Source organism: Cupriavidus sp. PET2-C1 (assembly GCF_054515855.1).
The window spans coordinates 4,217,623-4,234,689 of record NZ_CM137259.1; the positions used below are offsets into that span (position 1 = coordinate 4,217,623).

Below are 17,067 nucleotides of genomic sequence, written 5' to 3' on the forward strand. Positions count from 1 at the left end.
ACTCCCTGGCAAACCAAAGGTGCAACTAGGTACAACCACTCAGATACATCAGGAAAAGTGGTTGCACCGTACCTTGCGCTGCGCGGCCCGTGGCGCAACCGGACCCCACTCAGATGCGCAAGGGATCAATCTCCAACTGCCAGCGCACGCCCTTGGCATCGCCCAGCGCCTCGCCAAAAGTTTGCACCCACTCGCTGATAAATCTTTGCAGTGCAATGCGCGAGGTACTTTCCACCAACATTTGCGCGCGCTCCCGGTTAGCCACCCGCACCATCGACATCGGCACCGGGTCATGGAGTTGCACCTCCGGCGCCATCCGGCACGCATCGGCCCGATTCCGCGCGCTCTGGAGGAAGGCCAGCGCACGCTCCAGTTCGGCATGGTCGGCCGTGACGAGCACCTGGTAGGCAAACGGGGGCAACCCGGCCTGGCGGCGCTCGCGCAACTGGGTAGCCGCGAATCCATCATAGTCATGGCGTACCAATGCCTGCAATGCCGATGCATCGGGATAGCGGGTCTGGATCAGCACCTCGCCCGCCAGCCCTGCCCGCCCGGCCCGTCCGGCCACCTGCATCAGGGAGGCAAACAAATGCTCGGCCGCGCGGAAATCGTGGCTGAACATGGCGGCGTCCGGATGGACGATGCCGACCAGGGTCACGCGCTGGAAGTCGTGCCCCTTGGCCACCATCTGCGTGCCGACCAAGATGTCGACCTCGCCCGCGTGGACCTCATCGAACATGGCCTGCGCGCTGCCCTTGCGACGCGTGGAGTCGGCATCGATGCGGGCGATGCGCGCTTGCGGAAAGCGGGCTGCCAGGGCCTCCTCGATGCGCTGGGTGCCCCTGCCAAGTGGCGCAACATCCACATTACCACAATCCGGGCAATGATGGGGCACCGGGGATTCCAGCCCGCAATGGTGGCAGCGCAGGCGGCGCTCCGGCCGGTGCAGCACCATATAGGCCGAGCAGCGCGGGCATCCGGAGAGCCAGCCGCAGCTATCGCAGGCCAGCACCGGGGCGTAGCCGCGCCGATTCAGGAACAGCAGGCTTTGCTCGCCACGCTGCAGGCGGGCCTCGATGGCGTTTAGCAACGGCACCGACAGCCCTTCGTAGAGGGCGCGCTGGCGCTGGCGTTCCTGGTTGATGTCGATCAGCCGCACCGTGGGCAGCGTGGCATCGGTCTGGGCCCGCTCACGCAGCACCAGCTTGCGATAGGTGCCCTGCTCCGCACGCCACCAGGACTCCATGGACGGCGTGGCGGAGCCCAGCACCACGGCCGTGCCGAGCTGCTTGGCTCGCCATACGGCCAGGTCGCGTGCGGAGTAGCGCAGGCCTTCCTGCTGCTTGTAGGACGTGTCGTGCTCCTCGTCGACCACGATCAGCGCCAGGTGCGGCAGCGAAGCCAGCACCGCCAGCCGCGTGCCCAGCACGATGCGGGCCTCGCCGCGGTGCGCCGCCAGCCATTGCAGCGTGCGCTCCTGGTCGGCCAGGCCGCTATGCAGCACCGCCAGCGGCAGATGGGGAAAGCGCGAGGCAATGCGGCCCTGCAGCTGCGGCGTGAGGTTGATTTCGGGCACCAGCATCAGCACCTGCGCCTGCGTATCGCGCGCCAGCACTTCGGCCATGGCGTGCAGGTAGACTTCGGTCTTGCCGCTGCCGGTGACGCCGTGGAGCAGGAACGGCGCGAATCCCTTGGCCTGCGCGATCGCTTCCACGGCCACGCGCTGCTCTTCGTGCAGCGGCGGCGCGGTGGACGGCTCGGCAGCCGAGGGCGCGCCCAGCAAAGGCTGGTCGGCCCGCTCGGAGATCACCCAGCCGGCCTCGGCCCACTCCACCAGGCGCGAGGGCGCCGCGCTGCAGAGCGCACGCGCCTCGGCGGCGGATACCATCCGCTCTTCCCCGGCGGCAGCCACCAGCGCCCGAGCCAGCGCCAGCACGGTGCGGGCGCGCGGCGGCACCGCCGCCAACAGCGCCTCGCCCTGCCCCGGGGCCACGCGGTAGTGTTCGCTGCGGGCTCGCAGTGCCAGCCGCGCCCAGCCGTCGGCCTCGCGCAGGGCCGGAGGCAGCGCGGGCAGCATGACTTCGCCCAGGCAGCGGTGGTAATAGCGAGCGGCAAAGCCTGCCAGCGCGATCCAGTGGGCGCCAAGCGGTGGCAGCCAGTCCAGGCGCTGTGCGACAGAGCGCAGCTTGTCGGCGGGCACATCGGAGTGCGCGCAACGCGATACGGCCACGCCGACCAGCGTACGGCGGCCGAACGGCACCGTGACCAGTTCGCCGGGCTGGACTTCCGGGCCCGCAAGATAATCGAAGACATCGTCAGCCGGCGTATCGAGCGCCACCCGCACGACGGCCAGCGGTGCGCTGCCGGTAGGCTCCACGGCCAGCGCGGTTTGCTCGGAGATCCCCGGTGACGTCACACCGCGCCTCCCGGGCCGATCATCCAGCGCAGCGGTGGGTACGGTCCAGAATGGGGCGAGAACGCCCAAAGCATGTGCAGGCCGAGGCTGAGCCCCTTTCCAGACAAATTCAGTGTGCGGTGCAACATCAACTTAAAGTAACGCTTCAAATGTGCCCCTAAGTCGATGATAGATGGCTGGTTTTCCCGGCCCCGGGCACCGCCTGTGGATAACTTTGTTGAAAACTCGCCCGGAGTTCCCGCCAAGCCCCGTGAAACAAGGCTCCCACGGGCATTCCAGCCTGTGTGTGACCAGATGCAATGCCTTGTAAATCAAGGACTTGGCGACGTCCCTCAGATGAGTTAGGGACTAACCCGCTCTTGCACTGCGGAAAACCCATTGATGTGCATAAGTCAAGCCTTGACAAGCGCGAACCGGCACCGAAAGGGCGAAATATTGCAAAATAGTTTACTTGACAGCGCTTCGGGCAAGCCTCCCCCGGCACCTGCCCGTCCGGGTGCGGCGCGCGAGGCCGGCTCGCTGCGCCGCACAGGCGGTACCCCCTGAAGGGAGGGAAGACGTGCACCGGCTGTCACCTTGCCGCGGTGCGCAGCTGACGGCTGTAGCGATGCACTTCGTCCACCAGCACCGTCACATTCTCGGGCGGGGTGAACTGGGAGATGCCGTGGCCAAGGTTGAAGACGTGTCCGTCGCAGCCGCCGCCGGCGGCATAGCTGTCGAGCACGCCACGCACCTGCTCGCGAATCGCGGCTTCCGGCGCAAACAGCACATTGGGGTCGATATTGCCCTGCAGTGCCACCTTGCCGCCAGTGCGGCGGCGCGCCTGCGTCAAATTGACCGTCCAGTCCAGACCAAGCGCATCGGCGCCGATCTCGGTGAGCGCTTCCAGCCACAAGCCGCCGCCCTTGGTAAACACGATGGCCGGCACCTGCTCGCCGTTGTGCTCGCGCTTCAGTCCGGCCAGCACCTTGCGCATATAGGCCAGGGAGAACGTCTGGTACATGCCGTCGGCCAACGTGCCGCCCCAGGTGTCGAACAGCATCACGGCTTGCGCCCCTGCCTCGATCTGCGCATTCAGGTAGGCCGACACGGCCTGCGCGTTGATCTCCAGGATGCGGTGCATCAGGTCGGGGCGGCTGTACATCATGGCCTTGACCGTGCGGAAATCGGAGGAGCCCGCACCCTCGACCATGTAGCAGGCCAGCGTCCAGGGGCTGCCCGAGAAGCCGATCAGCGGCACGCGCTGGCGGCCGTCCTGCACCAGCGCCCGGCGGATCTCGCTGACCGCGTCGAACACGTAGGACAGCGAGGCCATGTCCGGCACCGCCAGCTTCTTGACGTCGCCTTCGGTGCGCAACGGGTGGGCAAAGCGCGGCCCCTCACCCTGGGCAAACGACAGCCCGAGGCCCATGGCATCGGGCACGGTCAGGATGTCGGAGAAAAGGATGGCCGCGTCGAGCGGATAGCGCTCGAGGGGCTGCAGGGTAACTTCGGTCGCGTAGGCCGGGTTCTTGGCCAGGCCCAGGAAGCTGCCGGCGCGAGCGCGCGTAGCATTGTATTCGGGCAGGTAGCGCCCCGCCTGACGCATCAGCCACAGCGGGGTGTACTCGGTCGGTTGCCGGCGCAGCGCGCGCAGGAAGGTATCGTTCTGCAATGCGGTCATGGTCATCCTCGTAAGACCGCCATTTTACGGGATGGCCGGCCGCCGCCGACAGCTTAGATATCCGCCGCCAGTTCCTTGAAGGCCTGCGCTGCGCGGCGCATCCATTCGCGCGCGCGCGGGGCATCGGGCTGCAGGCGGGCAAAGCCGTGCGTCATCCCGCTCGCCTCCAGCGTGATCACCGGCGCGCCATAGCGCACCAGGTAGTCAGCGTAGGCCAGGCCGTCGTCGCGCAGCACGTCGTGGGCGGCAACCACCACCACGCTGGCCGGAGGCAGGTGCTGTGGCGCGGCGCCCATCAGGTGGATGCGCGTATCTTCGATGGCGGCGCCGGCGGCAAGGCGCTCGGCGCCGATGAACTCCGTCCAGAACCAGGCCATCTCGTCGCGGGTAAGGCCGGGGCCATCCGCAAAGGCGCGATAGCTTTCGCTGGCCAGCACGGGCGCGGCCACGGGATAGATCAGCAACTGGGCGTTGACCAGGCCGGGGCGCCCATGCGCATTGGCCCAGCGCGCGGCCTGCGCGGCCAGGTGCCCGCCCGCGCTGTCGCCCGCCACGGCCAGGAAGCCTGCGTCCAGGCGCAACCGGACGCGTTGCTCGGCGAACCACAGCACCGCCTGCAGCGCGTCGTCGCACGGCGCGGGGAACGGATGCTCCGGTGCCAGCCGGTAGTCCACGCTGGCCACCGCGCAGCCGGTGTCGGCGGCGAGCAGCGCTGCCACGCTGTGATGCGTGTCATGCGAACCCACCACCCAGCCGCCGCCATGGAAATAGACAATCAGGCGCGGCTCGGCCACGCCTTCCGGGCGGAACAATCGCGCCGCCAGCGTGCGGCCGGGTAGCGCCAGCTCCATGTCGGTGGACTTGATGCCCTCCGGGTCGGGCACGACCGAGGTCGCCGCGATCTCGGCGAAGCGCGCGCGGCGGCCGGCGGCACCGGCCGGCTCGGGCTGCCCGGCGTAGCGTTCGGAGAGCCGGCGGTAGTAGTCGAGAAGCTGGGGATCGATGGCCATGGCTGCTTGAGGCGGGATTGAGGGTGGAATTGGGAACTAGATTCGGAGCTAAGATGACTAGTTTAGCGGGATCAGGCGGCCTGTCGCATCAGCTCGATCTTGCTGCAGCGGTCCTGCACCGACTGCAACCCGGCGGCGGCAGCCCGGGCAAAAGCCGCATCATTGACAATGCCGAGTTGCAGCCAGACGCCGCGGGCGCCGATCGCGATGGTATCCTCGACCACCGGCGGCACATCGGCGGCGCGGCGGAAGATATCGACCCAATCAATGCGCTGCCCGGATTTGGCCAAGGCCGCGGCGGCGTCGGCGAGGCTGGCGTAGCAGGTCTCGCCCAGGATGCGCTCACCCGCATGGCGCGGATTGACGGGGACAATGCGATAGCCGTGGCGCTGCAGGTAGGCGGCTACTTCATGGCTGGGGCGCTCCGGGTGCCCGGACAGGCCGGCCACGGCTACCGTCTTCATCGCCAGCATGCCGCGAATGGCTGTCTGCATCTCGCTCACGTCGATTCCTTCTCGTTGGGTTCCGGGGACTGGTCGCGGCCGGCACCGGCCGGGCGGGCACAACTGCCCAGCCGCGCGAACGGCACCGCTGCCTGGTAGGCGCCCTGCGCAAATGGGCCGACCGCGTAGGGGGCATAGTGCAGCACCACGCCGCCGCGGTACAGGGTAAACGGGACGCGCGATTCCTGCAGCGCTTGTGCATCAAGCGCGCCACGCGCGGGCTCGGCCGCGCCCTGCCGCTTCAGTGCGGCTTGTAGCTCGTCGTTGAGTTTTTGCAGGCAGGCCTCGCCCGGCTGCAGGACATCGGCTAGCCCGACCCGGCGATAGACCGGCTGGGCAGTTGGCGCGGAAGCCATTGCACCCGCCGGGCCGTGACGCCGCCACGTGCCACTCACGAAGTCGAGGCTGCCATGCGCGCCACCGCTGTAGCGCCAGGTGGTGCGCAGCAGGCTGACGTTGCCGGCATCCAGCCGCATGACCTCGATCGCGCTACGGCATTCCTGTTCGCCCTGGCCGCAGCCGCTGACACGCAGTGACGTAATGAGCGCATCCACATGCGGGCGGCCGGTTTCGGGATAGCGTTCGGTAAGACGTGCACCAGCCACATTCACGGTGCGCTCGCGATAGATTGCCTTGCGCGTGAGCGTCAACGCCTGGCGGCGGGACCCGTCGGTATTCATCCATTCCCCACTGACACTCAACCCATCGGAGGAGACGGTGCCCTCAAAACGTGCACCATCGCGGGCTTCGGGATACTCAACAGGCGCCTGGCCGGTGGCACGCTCGCGCACGCTAAGCCGTCCGTCGGATGTCAATTGGCCATCGAGTTGACGCGGTGCGGAGGCAAGCATTGAATCGTAACGGGCCGTGCCGTCGATCCCGCCAGTGCCCGCGCGCGGAAATATCGTCAGCGATACCTGTATGTGGCCGTCGAGCTCGCCTTGCCAGAGCGTACCGGCGGGGGCTTGCAGCTCGGCCGCGCCAACCTGGCCAGCCACCATGAAAGACGTGGCTAGCAACGCCGCCAGCCTATGCTGGACAAGGCCTCTCGCGATATTGGCGGGGGTCAGGGCAAAGCGGTAAAAAGGGGGAAAGGGGAAGGAAAGCGGCATGGCAGTGGATGGCCAGACCGCAAGGCGGATGGCAGGGTCGGCGAAAACTATCGGACCCGCGCCACGTGGTGATGTTCCCGCCGCCTGGCGGCGAGTACGGTGGCACGTGGTCTACCATGCCCATTTATGCCTATTTAGACGCTTATTCAGTTACCGCGCTTTCAACTTCTTGCAAACCGATACATTTTGTTACTGCCATCCCCAAAAGTTTCCCCCACAATGCTTCAACACAATCAGTTTTTGTGAAAGGCGTTCCCTCCCCCAAACAGAAAGGGAGGGCGTCATGGAAGAAAGCCTAAGGAAGCATTCCCACCCAGATTAACCGGATCACAGGCGATGCCTGTGATCGGTGTACCAGGTTGAGATGATGTTGGCGCTTGCCGGTTCCGGCTGGTTGGATCGTCTGAATGCGATCAATACCGCCTGACCGAGTGCTGGACCACCAAGAATGTGGTTAGCGCCTGTTGGTTGACCTGGACCTTACCCGTTCCTTCGAATTGACCCCTCGAAGGGATTTTCCCGTCCGCGCGGAGCCTCCCCGGCCCGCGCGCTTTTTTTTGTCCTGAGCCGACAGAATAGTCGTTGGCATAAAAAAAGGCAGCCTCGCAGCTGCCTTTTTTTTCGCCGCCGCCAAAAAAACAACAGCTGCGGCGGCCCTGCTTTTCTTACCGTTTCCGGCGCAGGCGCGCGATGGCGGCCAGCTGTGCTGCTGCCACGGCAAGCTCGCTCTGGGCACGTGCCAGGTCGAGATCGCTGCTCTGGTTCTGCATCAGCTCTTCGGCGGCGCGCTTGGCTTCCTGCGCCTTGGCTTCGTCGAGATCGCTGCCGCGGATAGCGGTGTCTGCCAGCACGGTGACGTGCTTGGGCTGGACTTCGAGAATCCCGCCGGCCACGAACACGAACTCTTCGCTGCCGTCTTCCTTCTCGATGCGCACCGCGCCCGGCTGGATACGCGTAATCAGCGGCGTATGGCCCGGCAGGATACCCAACTCGCCCGACTCGCCCGGCAGTGCCACGAACTTCGCCTGACCGGAGAAGATCGACGATTCGGCGCTGACGACGTCTACAAGAATGGTTGCCATGTGAATTCCTTTAGTCCCTGAAAGCTTCGGCTTCCCGTTGCCAGGAAGCAAGTATTCCGCTGCCGGGCTGAGCGCGGCCGCCCCGGACATCGCTGTCCGTGGCTAGGCCGCCACTACGGCGCTGGCAGCGAAAGACGCCGCTTACTGGAGCTTCTTGGCCTTCTCGAAGGCTTCGTCGATCGAGCCGACCATGTAGAACGCTTGCTCCGGCAGGTGATCGCACTCGCCGTCCACCAGCATCTTGAAGCCGCGGATGGTTTCCTTCAGCGTGACGTACTTGCCCGGCGAACCCGTGAACACTTCCGCAACGTGGAAGGGCTGCGACAGGAAACGCTGGATCTTACGAGCGCGCGACACCGACTGCTTGTCTTCCGGCGACAGTTCGTCCATGCCCAGAATCGCGATAATGTCGCGCAGTTCCTTGTAGCGTTGCAGCGTTTGCTGCACGCGACGGGCCACGTCGTAGTGCTCTTGACCCACGACTTGCGGGTCCAGCTGACGCGAGGTCGAGTCGAGCGGATCGACTGCCGGGTAGATACCCAGCGCGGCGATGTCACGCGACAGCACGACGGTCGAGTCCAGGTGCAGGAAGGTGGTAGCAGGCGACGGGTCGGTCAAGTCATCCGCAGGCACGTACACGGCCTGGATCGACGTGATCGAGCCAGTCTTGGTCGAGGTGATGCGCTCTTGCAGCTTGCCCATTTCCTCGGCCAGCGTCGGCTGGTAACCCACTGCGGAAGGCATACGGCCCAGCAGTGCGGACACTTCGGTACCGGCCAGCGTGTAGCGGTAGATGTTGTCGACGAAGAACAGGATGTCACGGCCTTCGTCGCGGAACTTCTCGGCCATGGTCAGGCCGGACAGTGCCACGCGCAGACGGTTGCCCGGCGGCTCGTTCATCTGGCCGAACACCATGGCCACCTTGTCGAGAACGTTCGAGTCCTTCATTTCGTGGTAGAAGTCGTTCCCTTCACGGGTACGCTCGCCCACGCCGGCGAACACCGACAAACCGCTGTGCTGCTTGGCGATGTTGTTGATGAGCTCCATCATGTTCACGGTCTTGCCGACGCCGGCGCCACCGAACAGACCCACCTTGCCGCCCTTTGCGAACGGGCACACCAGGTCGATCACCTTGATGCCGGTTTCGAGCAGGTCAACCGAAGGCGACAGTTCGTCGAACTTCGGGGCCTTCTGGTGGATCGAGCGCAGCTCGTCCGAAGCGATCGGGCCGGCTTCGTCGATGGGACGACCCAGCACGTCCATGATGCGGCCCAGCGTGCCGTGACCGACGGGCACCGAGATCGGGGCGCCAGTGCCCTTCACTGCCATGCCGCGGCGCAGGCCGTCCGACGAGCCGAGGGCAATGGTACGCACCACGCCGTCACCCAGCTGCTGCTGCACTTCGAAGGTCAGGCCCTTCTCGGCGAACGAGGCTTCGTTGCTGTCTTCCAGCACGAGCGCTTCGTAGACCTTAGGCAGCGCGTCGCGGGGGAACTCGATGTCCACCACGGCGCCAATACACTGCACAATATTTCCGATACTCATTTCGTATCTCCGATAGCTTGAATACTTGACGCCTTAGACGGCTGCGGCACCGCTGACGATTTCCGACAGTTCCTTGGTAATCGCTGCCTGACGGGTCTTGTTGTAGACCAGTTGCAGTTCGCCGATCACGTTCTTGGCATTGTCGGATGCCGCCTTCATGGCCACCATGCGCGCCGATTGCTCGGACGCCATGTTTTCGGCCACGGCCTGGTACACCAGCGCTTCGACGTAGCGGACCAACAGTTCTTCCACTACGGTCTGTGCGTCGGGCTCGTAGATGTAATCCCACGAGTAGGCGCGCTTTTCATCTTCGGTCTGGGCAAACTTGTCGGCGGGGAGCGGCAGCAGCTGCTCCACCATCGGCTCCTGCTTCATCGTATTGATGAACTTGGTGTAAGCCAGGTACACAGCATCGACTTCACCATTGGTGAAGGCGTCGAGCTGGACCTTGATGGCACCGATCAGTTTTTCCAGATGCGGGGTGTCACCGAGGTGCACCACGTGCGAGAGCACCTTGGCGCCGATGCGGCCCATGAACTGCAAGCCCTTGGAACCAATGGCGGTGCTCTGCACCTCCACGCCGCGGCTTTGCAGCTCACGCAGCTCATTGGTTACCGCACGCAGCACGTTCGTGTTCATGCCGCCGCACAGCCCCTTGTCCGTCGTTACCACGATCATGCCGGCGCGCTTGATGTCGCGTGCCACCATGAAGGGGTGCTTGAACTCGGGGTTGGCCGCAGCCAGGTGCGCCGCGATATTGCGCACTTTCTCAGCATAGGGACGGGCGTTGCGCATCCGTTCCTGCGCCTTGCGCATCTTGGACGCGGCGACCATCTCCATCGCCTTGGTGATCTTGCGCGTGTTTTGCACGCTCTTGATCTTGGTTCGAATTTCTTTCGTTCCGGCCATATCTTCCTCTCCATTCGTGCCGCACCGGCACCGTCATGGCAACGGTGCCGGCGCAGTTTCGTGGAATTGCGCGGTTAGAACGCGGCGGACTTCTTGAAATCCTCGATCGCGGCACGCAGGGTGGCTTCATCTTCCTTCGACAGATCCTTGGAATCTTCGATGCGGTTGACGAGGTCGGCGTACTTGGTCTTCAGATGGTCGTGCAGGCCCTTCTCGAACGGGAGAATGTCCTTCACTTCCACGTTGTCGAGGAAGCCGTTGTTGGCTGCATACAGCGACGCGGCCAGCTGCCACACCTGCAGCGGCAAGTATTGAGCCTGCTTGAGCAGTTCCGTCACGCGGCGGCCGCGCTCCAGCTGCTTGCGGGTGGCATCGTCCAGGTCGGAAGCGAACTGCGCGAACGCAGCCAGTTCACGGTACTGGGCCAGGTCGGTACGGATACCGCCGGACAGCTTCTTGACGACCTTGGTCTGGGCGGCACCACCAACGCGCGACACCGAGATACCGGCGTTGATTGCGGGGCGCACACCTGCGTTGAACAGGTCGGTTTCCAGGAAGATCTGGCCGTCGGTAATCGAGATCACGTTGGTCGGCACGAAAGCGGACACGTCGCCAGCTTGCGTTTCGATCACGGGCAGCGCGGTCAGCGAGCCGGTCTTGCCGGTCACTGCGCCCTTGGTGAACTTCTCGACGTAGTCGGCGTTCACGCGGGCTGCGCGCTCGAGCAGACGCGAGTGCAGGTAGAACACGTCGCCGGGGTAAGCTTCGCGGCCCGGCGGGCGGCGCAGCAGCAGCGACACCTGGCGGTAGGCCCAGGCTTGCTTGGTCAGGTCGTCATAGACGATCAGCGCGTCTTCGCCGCGGTCGCGGAAGTACTCGCCCATCGTGCAACCAGCGTAGGCAGCCAGGTACTGCATGGCGGCGGAGTCCGAAGCCGTAGCAGCAACGACGATGGTGTACTCCATCGCGCCCAGTTCTTCGAGCTTGCGCACCACGTTGTTCACGGTCGAAGCCTTCTGACCGATTGCCACGTAGACGCAGAAAACGCCCTTGCCCTTCTGGTTGATGATCGCGTCGACAGCAACGGCGGTCTTGCCGGTCTGGCGGTCACCAATGATCAGCTCGCGCTGGCCACGGCCGATCGGCACCATCGCGTCGATCGACTTCAGGCCGGTCTGCACCGGCTGGCTGACCGACTGACGTGCGATCACGCCAGGGGCAACCTTTTCGATCACGTCGGTTTCTTTGGCGTTGATCGGGCCCTTGCCATCGATCGGCTGACCCAGCGTGTTGACCACGCGGCCCAGCAGTTCCTTGCCAACCGGCACTTCCAGAATGCGGCCGGTGCACTTGACCGGGTCGCCTTCGGAAATGTGTTCGTAGTCGCCCAGCACCACGGCGCCGACAGAGTCGCGCTCGAGGTTCAGTGCCAGACCGAACGTGTTACCGGGGAATTCCAGCATCTCGCCCTGCATCACGCCAGACAGGCCGTGCACGCGGCAGATACCATCGGTCACGGAAATCACCGTGCCGGTGTTGCGCACTTCAGCGTCGGCGCCAAGACCCGAGATGCGGGACTTGATCAGCTCGCTGATTTCTGAGGGGTTCAGTTGCATCACAATGCTCCTAATTCTTCAATCCGTCGGCTGGTGCGCTTCTCGCGCATCATGCGGTCAGCGCCACTTGCATTGCTGCCAGGCGCGCACGCACGGAGGTGTCGAGCACTTCGTCGCCGACCTTGACGCGCACGCCGCCAATCAGCGACGGGTCCACCGCAACCGAGGGCTGCAGCTTGCGGCCGAACTTGCGTTCGAGCGCGGCGACGAGGTCGGTCAGGCTTGCGCCCTCAATGGGGAAGGCACTCGTGATCTCGACATCAGCCGACCCTTCACGGTCGTTCTTGAGCGCATGGAACTGCTCGGCGATTTCCGGCAATACCGACAGGCGGTGGTTATCCACCAGCAGGCTGACGAAGCGCTTGGCTTCGTCGTTGACCGGAGACTTCAGGGCCGACAGGAACAGTGCACCCAGCTTGTCGCCGTGCACGTTCGGATCGCCAGCCACCGCCTTCATGTCGGGATTGGCGGCAACTTGCCCCATTTCCGACACCAGCTCGGACCATGCATCCAGATTGCCGCTCGATTCGGTCGCGACGCGGAACAGCGCCTCGGCGTAGGGACGGGCAATGGTTGCGGTTTCAGCCATGATTAGAGCTCAGCCTTGAGTTGATTGAGCAGATCCGCGTGGACCTGCGCGTTCACTTCGCGCTTGAGGATCTGCTCGGCACCCTTGACGGCCAGCACGGCGACCTGGTCGCGCAATTGCTCGCGCGCGCGGGTAACTTGCTGTTCGGCTTCGGCCTTGGCCTGGGCAATGATGCGTGCGGCTTCTGCCTGGGCGTTTTGCTTGATCTCGTCAGCGGTCAGCTGAGCGCGCTTCTCGGCGTCAGCGACGCGTTGAGCGCCTTCGGTGCGGGCTTCGGCCAGGGCCTGGTCCACACGCTTGTTGGCGAGTTCGAGCTCAGCCTTGCCTTTTTCGGCGGCGGCGAGGCCATCGGCGATCTTCTTTGCGCGTTCGTCGAGCGCCTTCACCAGCGGCGGCCAAATGAATTTGGCAACTACCCACCACAGGATGAAGAACACGACCATCTGCGCAAAAAACGTTGCGTTCAGATTCATGGTGTGTTCCTTTCGGTAATCAAACTACAGATAAATGCGCAAGGGCGGCCAGGCTAAGTGGCCCGCGCCGCCCGTCAGCATCATGCAGACCGAAAAGAATTACTTGATGACAGCCAGCAGCGGGTTGGCGAATGCGAACAGCATTGCAACGCCCACGCCGATCAGGAATGCTGCGTCGATCAGGCCAGCCAGCAGGAACATCTTGGTTTGCAGCGGGTTCATCAGTTCAGGCTGACGTGCGCACGCTTCGATGTACTTGCCACCCATCAGGGCGATACCCAGGCAGGCGCCGATTGCGCCCAGACCGATGATGATGCCGATACCGATGGCGGTCAGACCCTGGATGTTGGCGAGATATGCTTGCATGACTACTCCTTTAATTGAGAAGAGACTTAGAACCAAAAAACCGAAAAACCGAAAAACTTAAATCAGTGGTGATCGTGTGCCTGGCCGATGTACACCAGCGTCAGCATCATGAAAATGAAAGCCTGGAGCAGAACGATCAGGATGTGGAAGATCGCCCATACCGTACCGGCCAGCACATGACCGACGAAGCCCAGCGCGGAGAGGTCCGCACCGAACGTCCAGATGGAACCCAGCAGCGCGATCAGCAGGAACACCAGTTCGCCGGCGTACATGTTGCCGAACAACCGCATGCCCAGCGAAACCGCCTTGGCCAGGAATTCAATCAGGTTCAGGATCAGGTTGAACGGGGCCAGGTACCACTTGGCGCCGAACGGGGCCGACAGCAGTTCATGGGCGAAGCCGCCCACGCCCTTGATCTTGAAGCTGTAATAGATCATCAGCACCAGCACTGCGCACGACATGCCCAGCGTACCGTTCAGGTCAGCCGTGGCAACCGCGCGGTGGTGCGGCAGATGGATGTGGAAGATGCCCAGCAGGCCATTCAGGCCGGTAACCCAGTCGACCGGGATCAAGTCGACGGCATTCATCACCGTGATCCAGCAGAACACCATCAGTGCCAGCGGCGCGATGAAGGAACGGTCGCCATGGATGATGCCCTTGGCCTGGTCGTCGACCATTTCGACGATCATTTCGACGAAAGCCTGGAAGCGGCCCGGCACGCCAGCGGTCGCGCGGCGCGCGGCGGCGTACAGGAAAATCACGGCGATGGCACCGCACAGCACCGACCAGAACACGGTGTCGTAGTTGAGGACGCTGAAGTCAACGACGGAGGCTTGCTTGCCGCCAACCGTGTTGAGGTTCTGCAAGTGTTCGGCGATATAGCCGGAGGGGGTGAGGGCCTGTTCGGCGCCTTGAGCAGCTGACATGTCGAAACGAACCGTAATATTGCGAAACCAGTTGCCGGCATTTTGCCGGTACGCTTCTTGCACCGCCTTCAGCACACTTTGCTGGTCACCGCGGGCAAGCTCGTTTGAACCTTATCCACGCCGCGCTTCACTGTTGTGACGCGCCACGCAAAAACATCTTGATATTCTGTTTTCGTGCCCCACTTCGACGAGAAGCACACTTATCCGACCTACCGCGCCTGGCCGGCCCACCCTGGGGCACAACCTCAGCGAATCGCCAGCGCGACCCAGTAAGTCTTGAGCACAAGCAGGAACGTGACCAGCATCGGTACCCAGCGCAACTCGCTGTACAGCACCACTACCAGGACAAACAACCCGGCGGTGGCAAACACCTTGATCGCCTCGCCGACCACCAGTCCGCTGATCGAGGGACGTTCGCGCGCCATCCAGAGTCGCAGCGCGAAGAAACCGCTGGGCACGAAACACACCGTGCCACCGAATAGTGCCGACCAACCCGCCGCACCGGCGTTGCCGCCAGCAAAAAGTCGCCAGGCAATGGCCGACAACAAAGTAACCGCAACCTGCGCCAGCACGACCCTGCCGGGCGTCATGCGCGAAGGGCGCAGCGCGCGCTCGCCGAACAGCGTTTCCGCCTCGACGCGCGACAGCGGATCGACCGCCTCTTCTTCGCGTTCTGCCTCGTCATCCCAGGCATCACGCGTCTGCCAGTCGGTTTTCCGGCCGGCATCCTGACGATCTGAAACCACCTGCTATTGCCTTTGCTCGTTGCTGCTTGTTGTTTAATCCGCCCCGGAACTTTTCTGGACCGGCCGGAATTCAAACCGCACGATTTTACGAGGAATGCACCATGCGAGTCAATCTGCTTACAGACGCCTTGCAACAGTCCGCATTTCACTTGCAATCGCCACGAACCCATAGTGCGTGCGCGGCCGACGCCCAACAATAACGCGCCAGGTAATTGAGCTGCGCAGGGCTGGCGGCGCACCATGGTCGTTTATCGGCCTTGCACAGACCTTACACAGGCGCGCGCACGCCGAGCCGGAACCGGCCGGCACCAGATTGCACCAAGCCGCTGCACGGCCGCACCGACCGTTAATCGCGCACTATTTTTGGGAAATCCCGCTCAGGCGGGTGACTGGCTTTCGCCGGGCTCGCGCAGGCGTGTCAGCACACCGTCGAGCGCATCATTGCTGGTGAAGTGAATGGTGAGCTGGCCTTTGCCCCGCACGCCCAGCTTGATCTGCACCGGCAGGCCAAGCACGTCGGATAGTTCTTCCTCAAGGCGTGCCACGTCGCGCGCCGGCGCGCCGTTGTTCGGCTTCTGCAACCTGAGGTCAAAGGGCTTGAGGGTGGAGGCTACCAGCTTTTCGGTCTCGCGCACCGATAAACGTTTGTTAACGATCTGATTGGCGAGCGTGATCTGGTTGGCGCCGTCAGCGGAGAGCAGCGCACGGGCGTGGCCCATGTCGAGGTCACCCGCCATCAGCATGGTCTGCACCGGCTGGGCCAGGTTCAGCAGACGCAGCAGGTTGGACACCGCGCTGCGCGAGCGCCCCACCGATTCCGCTGCCTGCTCGTGGGTGAAATTGAATTCGCGCACCAGGCGCATGATGCCTTGCGCTTCTTCCAGCGGGTTGAGGTCTTCACGCTGGATATTCTCGATGAGCGCCATCGCGGCCGCGGCTTCGTCGGCCACGTCCTTGACCAGTACCGGCACCTCTTCGAGCCCGGCGATCCTGGAGGCACGGAAGCGGCGCTCGCCAGCAATGATCTCGTAGCGGTCCGGCTCGGCAACGCGGCGCACCAGGATCGGCTGCATCAGGCCTTGGGCACGGATGCTCGCGGCCAGCTCCTGCAGCGCGCCTTCGTCCATGCGCGTGCGCGGCTGGTACTTGCCAGGCTGGAGCTGGTCCAGACGGAGCACAGAGGGCGCGCCCTCCTGCTTCACGGCGTCGACGATCTCGGCTGGCCCACCCAGCAGGGCTTCCAGTCCGCGGCCCAGGCCCTTCTTCTTCGCGGTGCTCATCTCGGTATCCTGTATTCGGTGACTCTCAACCCGGTGACTCTCAACCCGGCGTTCAGTCGAGTTGCTTGACGCGCGCGATCATCTCGGCGCCGAAATCGAGGTAGGCCTTGGCCCCCTTGGACGACGGATCGAACGCCACACCCGGCATGCCATAGGACGGTGCCTCTGCCAGCCGCACATTGCGCGGGATGACGGTCTTGAACACCTTCTCGCCAAAATGCGACTCAAGCTGGGCCGACACCTGTTGCTGCAAGGTAACACGTGGATCAAACATCACACGGAGCAAACCAATCACCTTCAGGTCGCGATTGAGGTTGGCATGCACCTGCTTGATGGTATTGACGAGATCGGACAGCCCTTCCAGCGCGAAGTACTCGCACTGCATCGGCACGATCACGCCGTTGGCCGCGCACAGCCCGTTGAGGGTCAGCAGCGACAGCGACGGCGGGCAATCGATCAGCACGAAATCGTATTCGGCGTCGACCTCGGCAATCGCGTTCTTGAGACGTTTCTCGCGCTGGTCCAGTTCGACCAGTTCCACTTCCGCGCCGGCCAGTTCGCGGTTGGCGGGCAGCACATCGTACTTGCCGGATTCGGAATGCTGGCGTGCCTGGCTCACCGTCGACAAGCCAACCAGCACCTGGTAGACGCTGTGCTCGAGCGACTGCTTGTCGATGCCGGAACCCATCGAGGCGTTGCCCTGGGGATCCAGGTCGATCAGCAACACACGCTGGTCCTGTGCCGCCAAGCCGGCGGCAAGGTTCACCGTGGTGGTGGTCTTGCCGACGCCGCCCTTCTGGTTTGCGATCACGAATACCTTGGCCATATGTT

16 protein-coding genes are annotated in these 17,067 nt (G+C 63.8%); all 16 read right to left on the reverse strand.

Annotation, left to right across the window (positions count from 1 at the left end; translation table 11 throughout):
- Positions 1-109 precede the first annotated feature (109 nt).
- Positions 110-2,401 (reverse strand): primosomal protein N', encoded by a 2,292-nt coding sequence (locus ACX12D_RS19145; RefSeq protein ID WP_459374064.1) that lies wholly within the window; start codon positions 2,399-2,401, stop codon positions 110-112.
- Between the two features lie 586 nt (positions 2,402-2,987).
- Positions 2,988-4,085 (reverse strand): uroporphyrinogen decarboxylase, encoded by a 1,098-nt coding sequence (gene hemE, locus ACX12D_RS19150; protein WP_459372310.1) that lies wholly within the window; start codon positions 4,083-4,085, stop codon positions 2,988-2,990.
- 47 nt (positions 4,086-4,132) lie between these two features.
- A complete protein-coding gene (locus tag ACX12D_RS19155) occupies positions 4,133-5,089 on the reverse strand; it encodes an alpha/beta hydrolase (protein WP_459372311.1) in 957 nt (318 codons plus the stop codon).
- Positions 5,090-5,160: 71 nt separating this feature from the next.
- Entirely contained in the window at positions 5,161-5,583 is a 423-nt protein-coding gene (locus tag ACX12D_RS19160) for a CoA-binding protein (RefSeq protein ID WP_459372312.1), read from the reverse strand.
- 5 nt (positions 5,584-5,588) lie between these two features.
- Positions 5,589-6,704: an RsiV family protein gene (locus ACX12D_RS19165; protein ID WP_459372313.1), complete on the reverse strand. Its 1,116-nt coding sequence runs from the start codon at positions 6,702-6,704 to the stop codon at positions 5,589-5,591.
- Positions 6,705-7,369: 665 nt separating this feature from the next.
- Entirely contained in the window at positions 7,370-7,786 is a 417-nt protein-coding gene (locus ACX12D_RS19170; RefSeq protein ID WP_043350759.1) for a F0F1 ATP synthase subunit epsilon, read from the reverse strand.
- Between the two features lie 141 nt (positions 7,787-7,927).
- Positions 7,928-9,331 (reverse strand): F0F1 ATP synthase subunit beta, encoded by a 1,404-nt coding sequence (atpD, locus tag ACX12D_RS19175; RefSeq protein WP_150987508.1) that lies wholly within the window; start codon positions 9,329-9,331, stop codon positions 7,928-7,930.
- Positions 9,332-9,364: 33 nt separating this feature from the next.
- Positions 9,365-10,240 (reverse strand): F0F1 ATP synthase subunit gamma, encoded by an 876-nt coding sequence (gene atpG, locus ACX12D_RS19180; RefSeq protein ID WP_416049966.1) that lies wholly within the window; start codon positions 10,238-10,240, stop codon positions 9,365-9,367.
- Positions 10,241-10,314: 74 nt separating this feature from the next.
- The gene (gene atpA / locus ACX12D_RS19185) at positions 10,315-11,856 is read right to left on the reverse strand and encodes a F0F1 ATP synthase subunit alpha (RefSeq protein WP_150987510.1); all 1,542 of its coding nucleotides are present in this window, start codon (positions 11,854-11,856) and stop codon (positions 10,315-10,317) included.
- A gap of 49 nt (positions 11,857-11,905) precedes the next feature.
- A complete protein-coding gene (locus tag ACX12D_RS19190) occupies positions 11,906-12,445 on the reverse strand; it encodes a F0F1 ATP synthase subunit delta (RefSeq protein ID WP_441635762.1) in 540 nt (179 codons plus the stop codon).
- 2 nt (positions 12,446-12,447) lie between these two features.
- On the reverse strand, positions 12,448-12,918 hold the full coding sequence (locus ACX12D_RS19195; RefSeq protein WP_043350775.1) for a F0F1 ATP synthase subunit B: 471 nt from the start codon (positions 12,916-12,918) through the stop codon (positions 12,448-12,450).
- 99 nt (positions 12,919-13,017) lie between these two features.
- Positions 13,018-13,284 (reverse strand): F0F1 ATP synthase subunit C, encoded by a 267-nt coding sequence (gene atpE, locus ACX12D_RS19200; protein ID WP_006157246.1) that lies wholly within the window; start codon positions 13,282-13,284, stop codon positions 13,018-13,020.
- Between the two features lie 62 nt (positions 13,285-13,346).
- Positions 13,347-14,210 carry a F0F1 ATP synthase subunit A gene (atpB, locus tag ACX12D_RS19205; protein WP_174426833.1) on the reverse strand — a complete coding sequence of 288 codons (864 nt, stop codon included), beginning with the start codon at positions 14,208-14,210 and terminating at the stop codon, positions 13,347-13,349.
- 245 nt (positions 14,211-14,455) lie between these two features.
- The gene (locus ACX12D_RS19210) at positions 14,456-14,956 is read right to left on the reverse strand and encodes an ATP synthase subunit I (protein WP_459372314.1); all 501 of its coding nucleotides are present in this window, start codon (positions 14,954-14,956) and stop codon (positions 14,456-14,458) included.
- A 377-nt stretch (positions 14,957-15,333) separates the two neighbouring features.
- On the reverse strand, positions 15,334-16,236 hold the full coding sequence (locus ACX12D_RS19215) for a ParB/RepB/Spo0J family partition protein (RefSeq protein WP_043350783.1): 903 nt from the start codon (positions 16,234-16,236) through the stop codon (positions 15,334-15,336).
- Positions 16,237-16,288: 52 nt separating this feature from the next.
- Positions 16,289-17,062 (reverse strand): ParA family protein, encoded by a 774-nt coding sequence (locus ACX12D_RS19220; RefSeq protein WP_043350788.1) that lies wholly within the window; start codon positions 17,060-17,062, stop codon positions 16,289-16,291.
- Positions 17,063-17,067 lie beyond the last annotated feature (5 nt).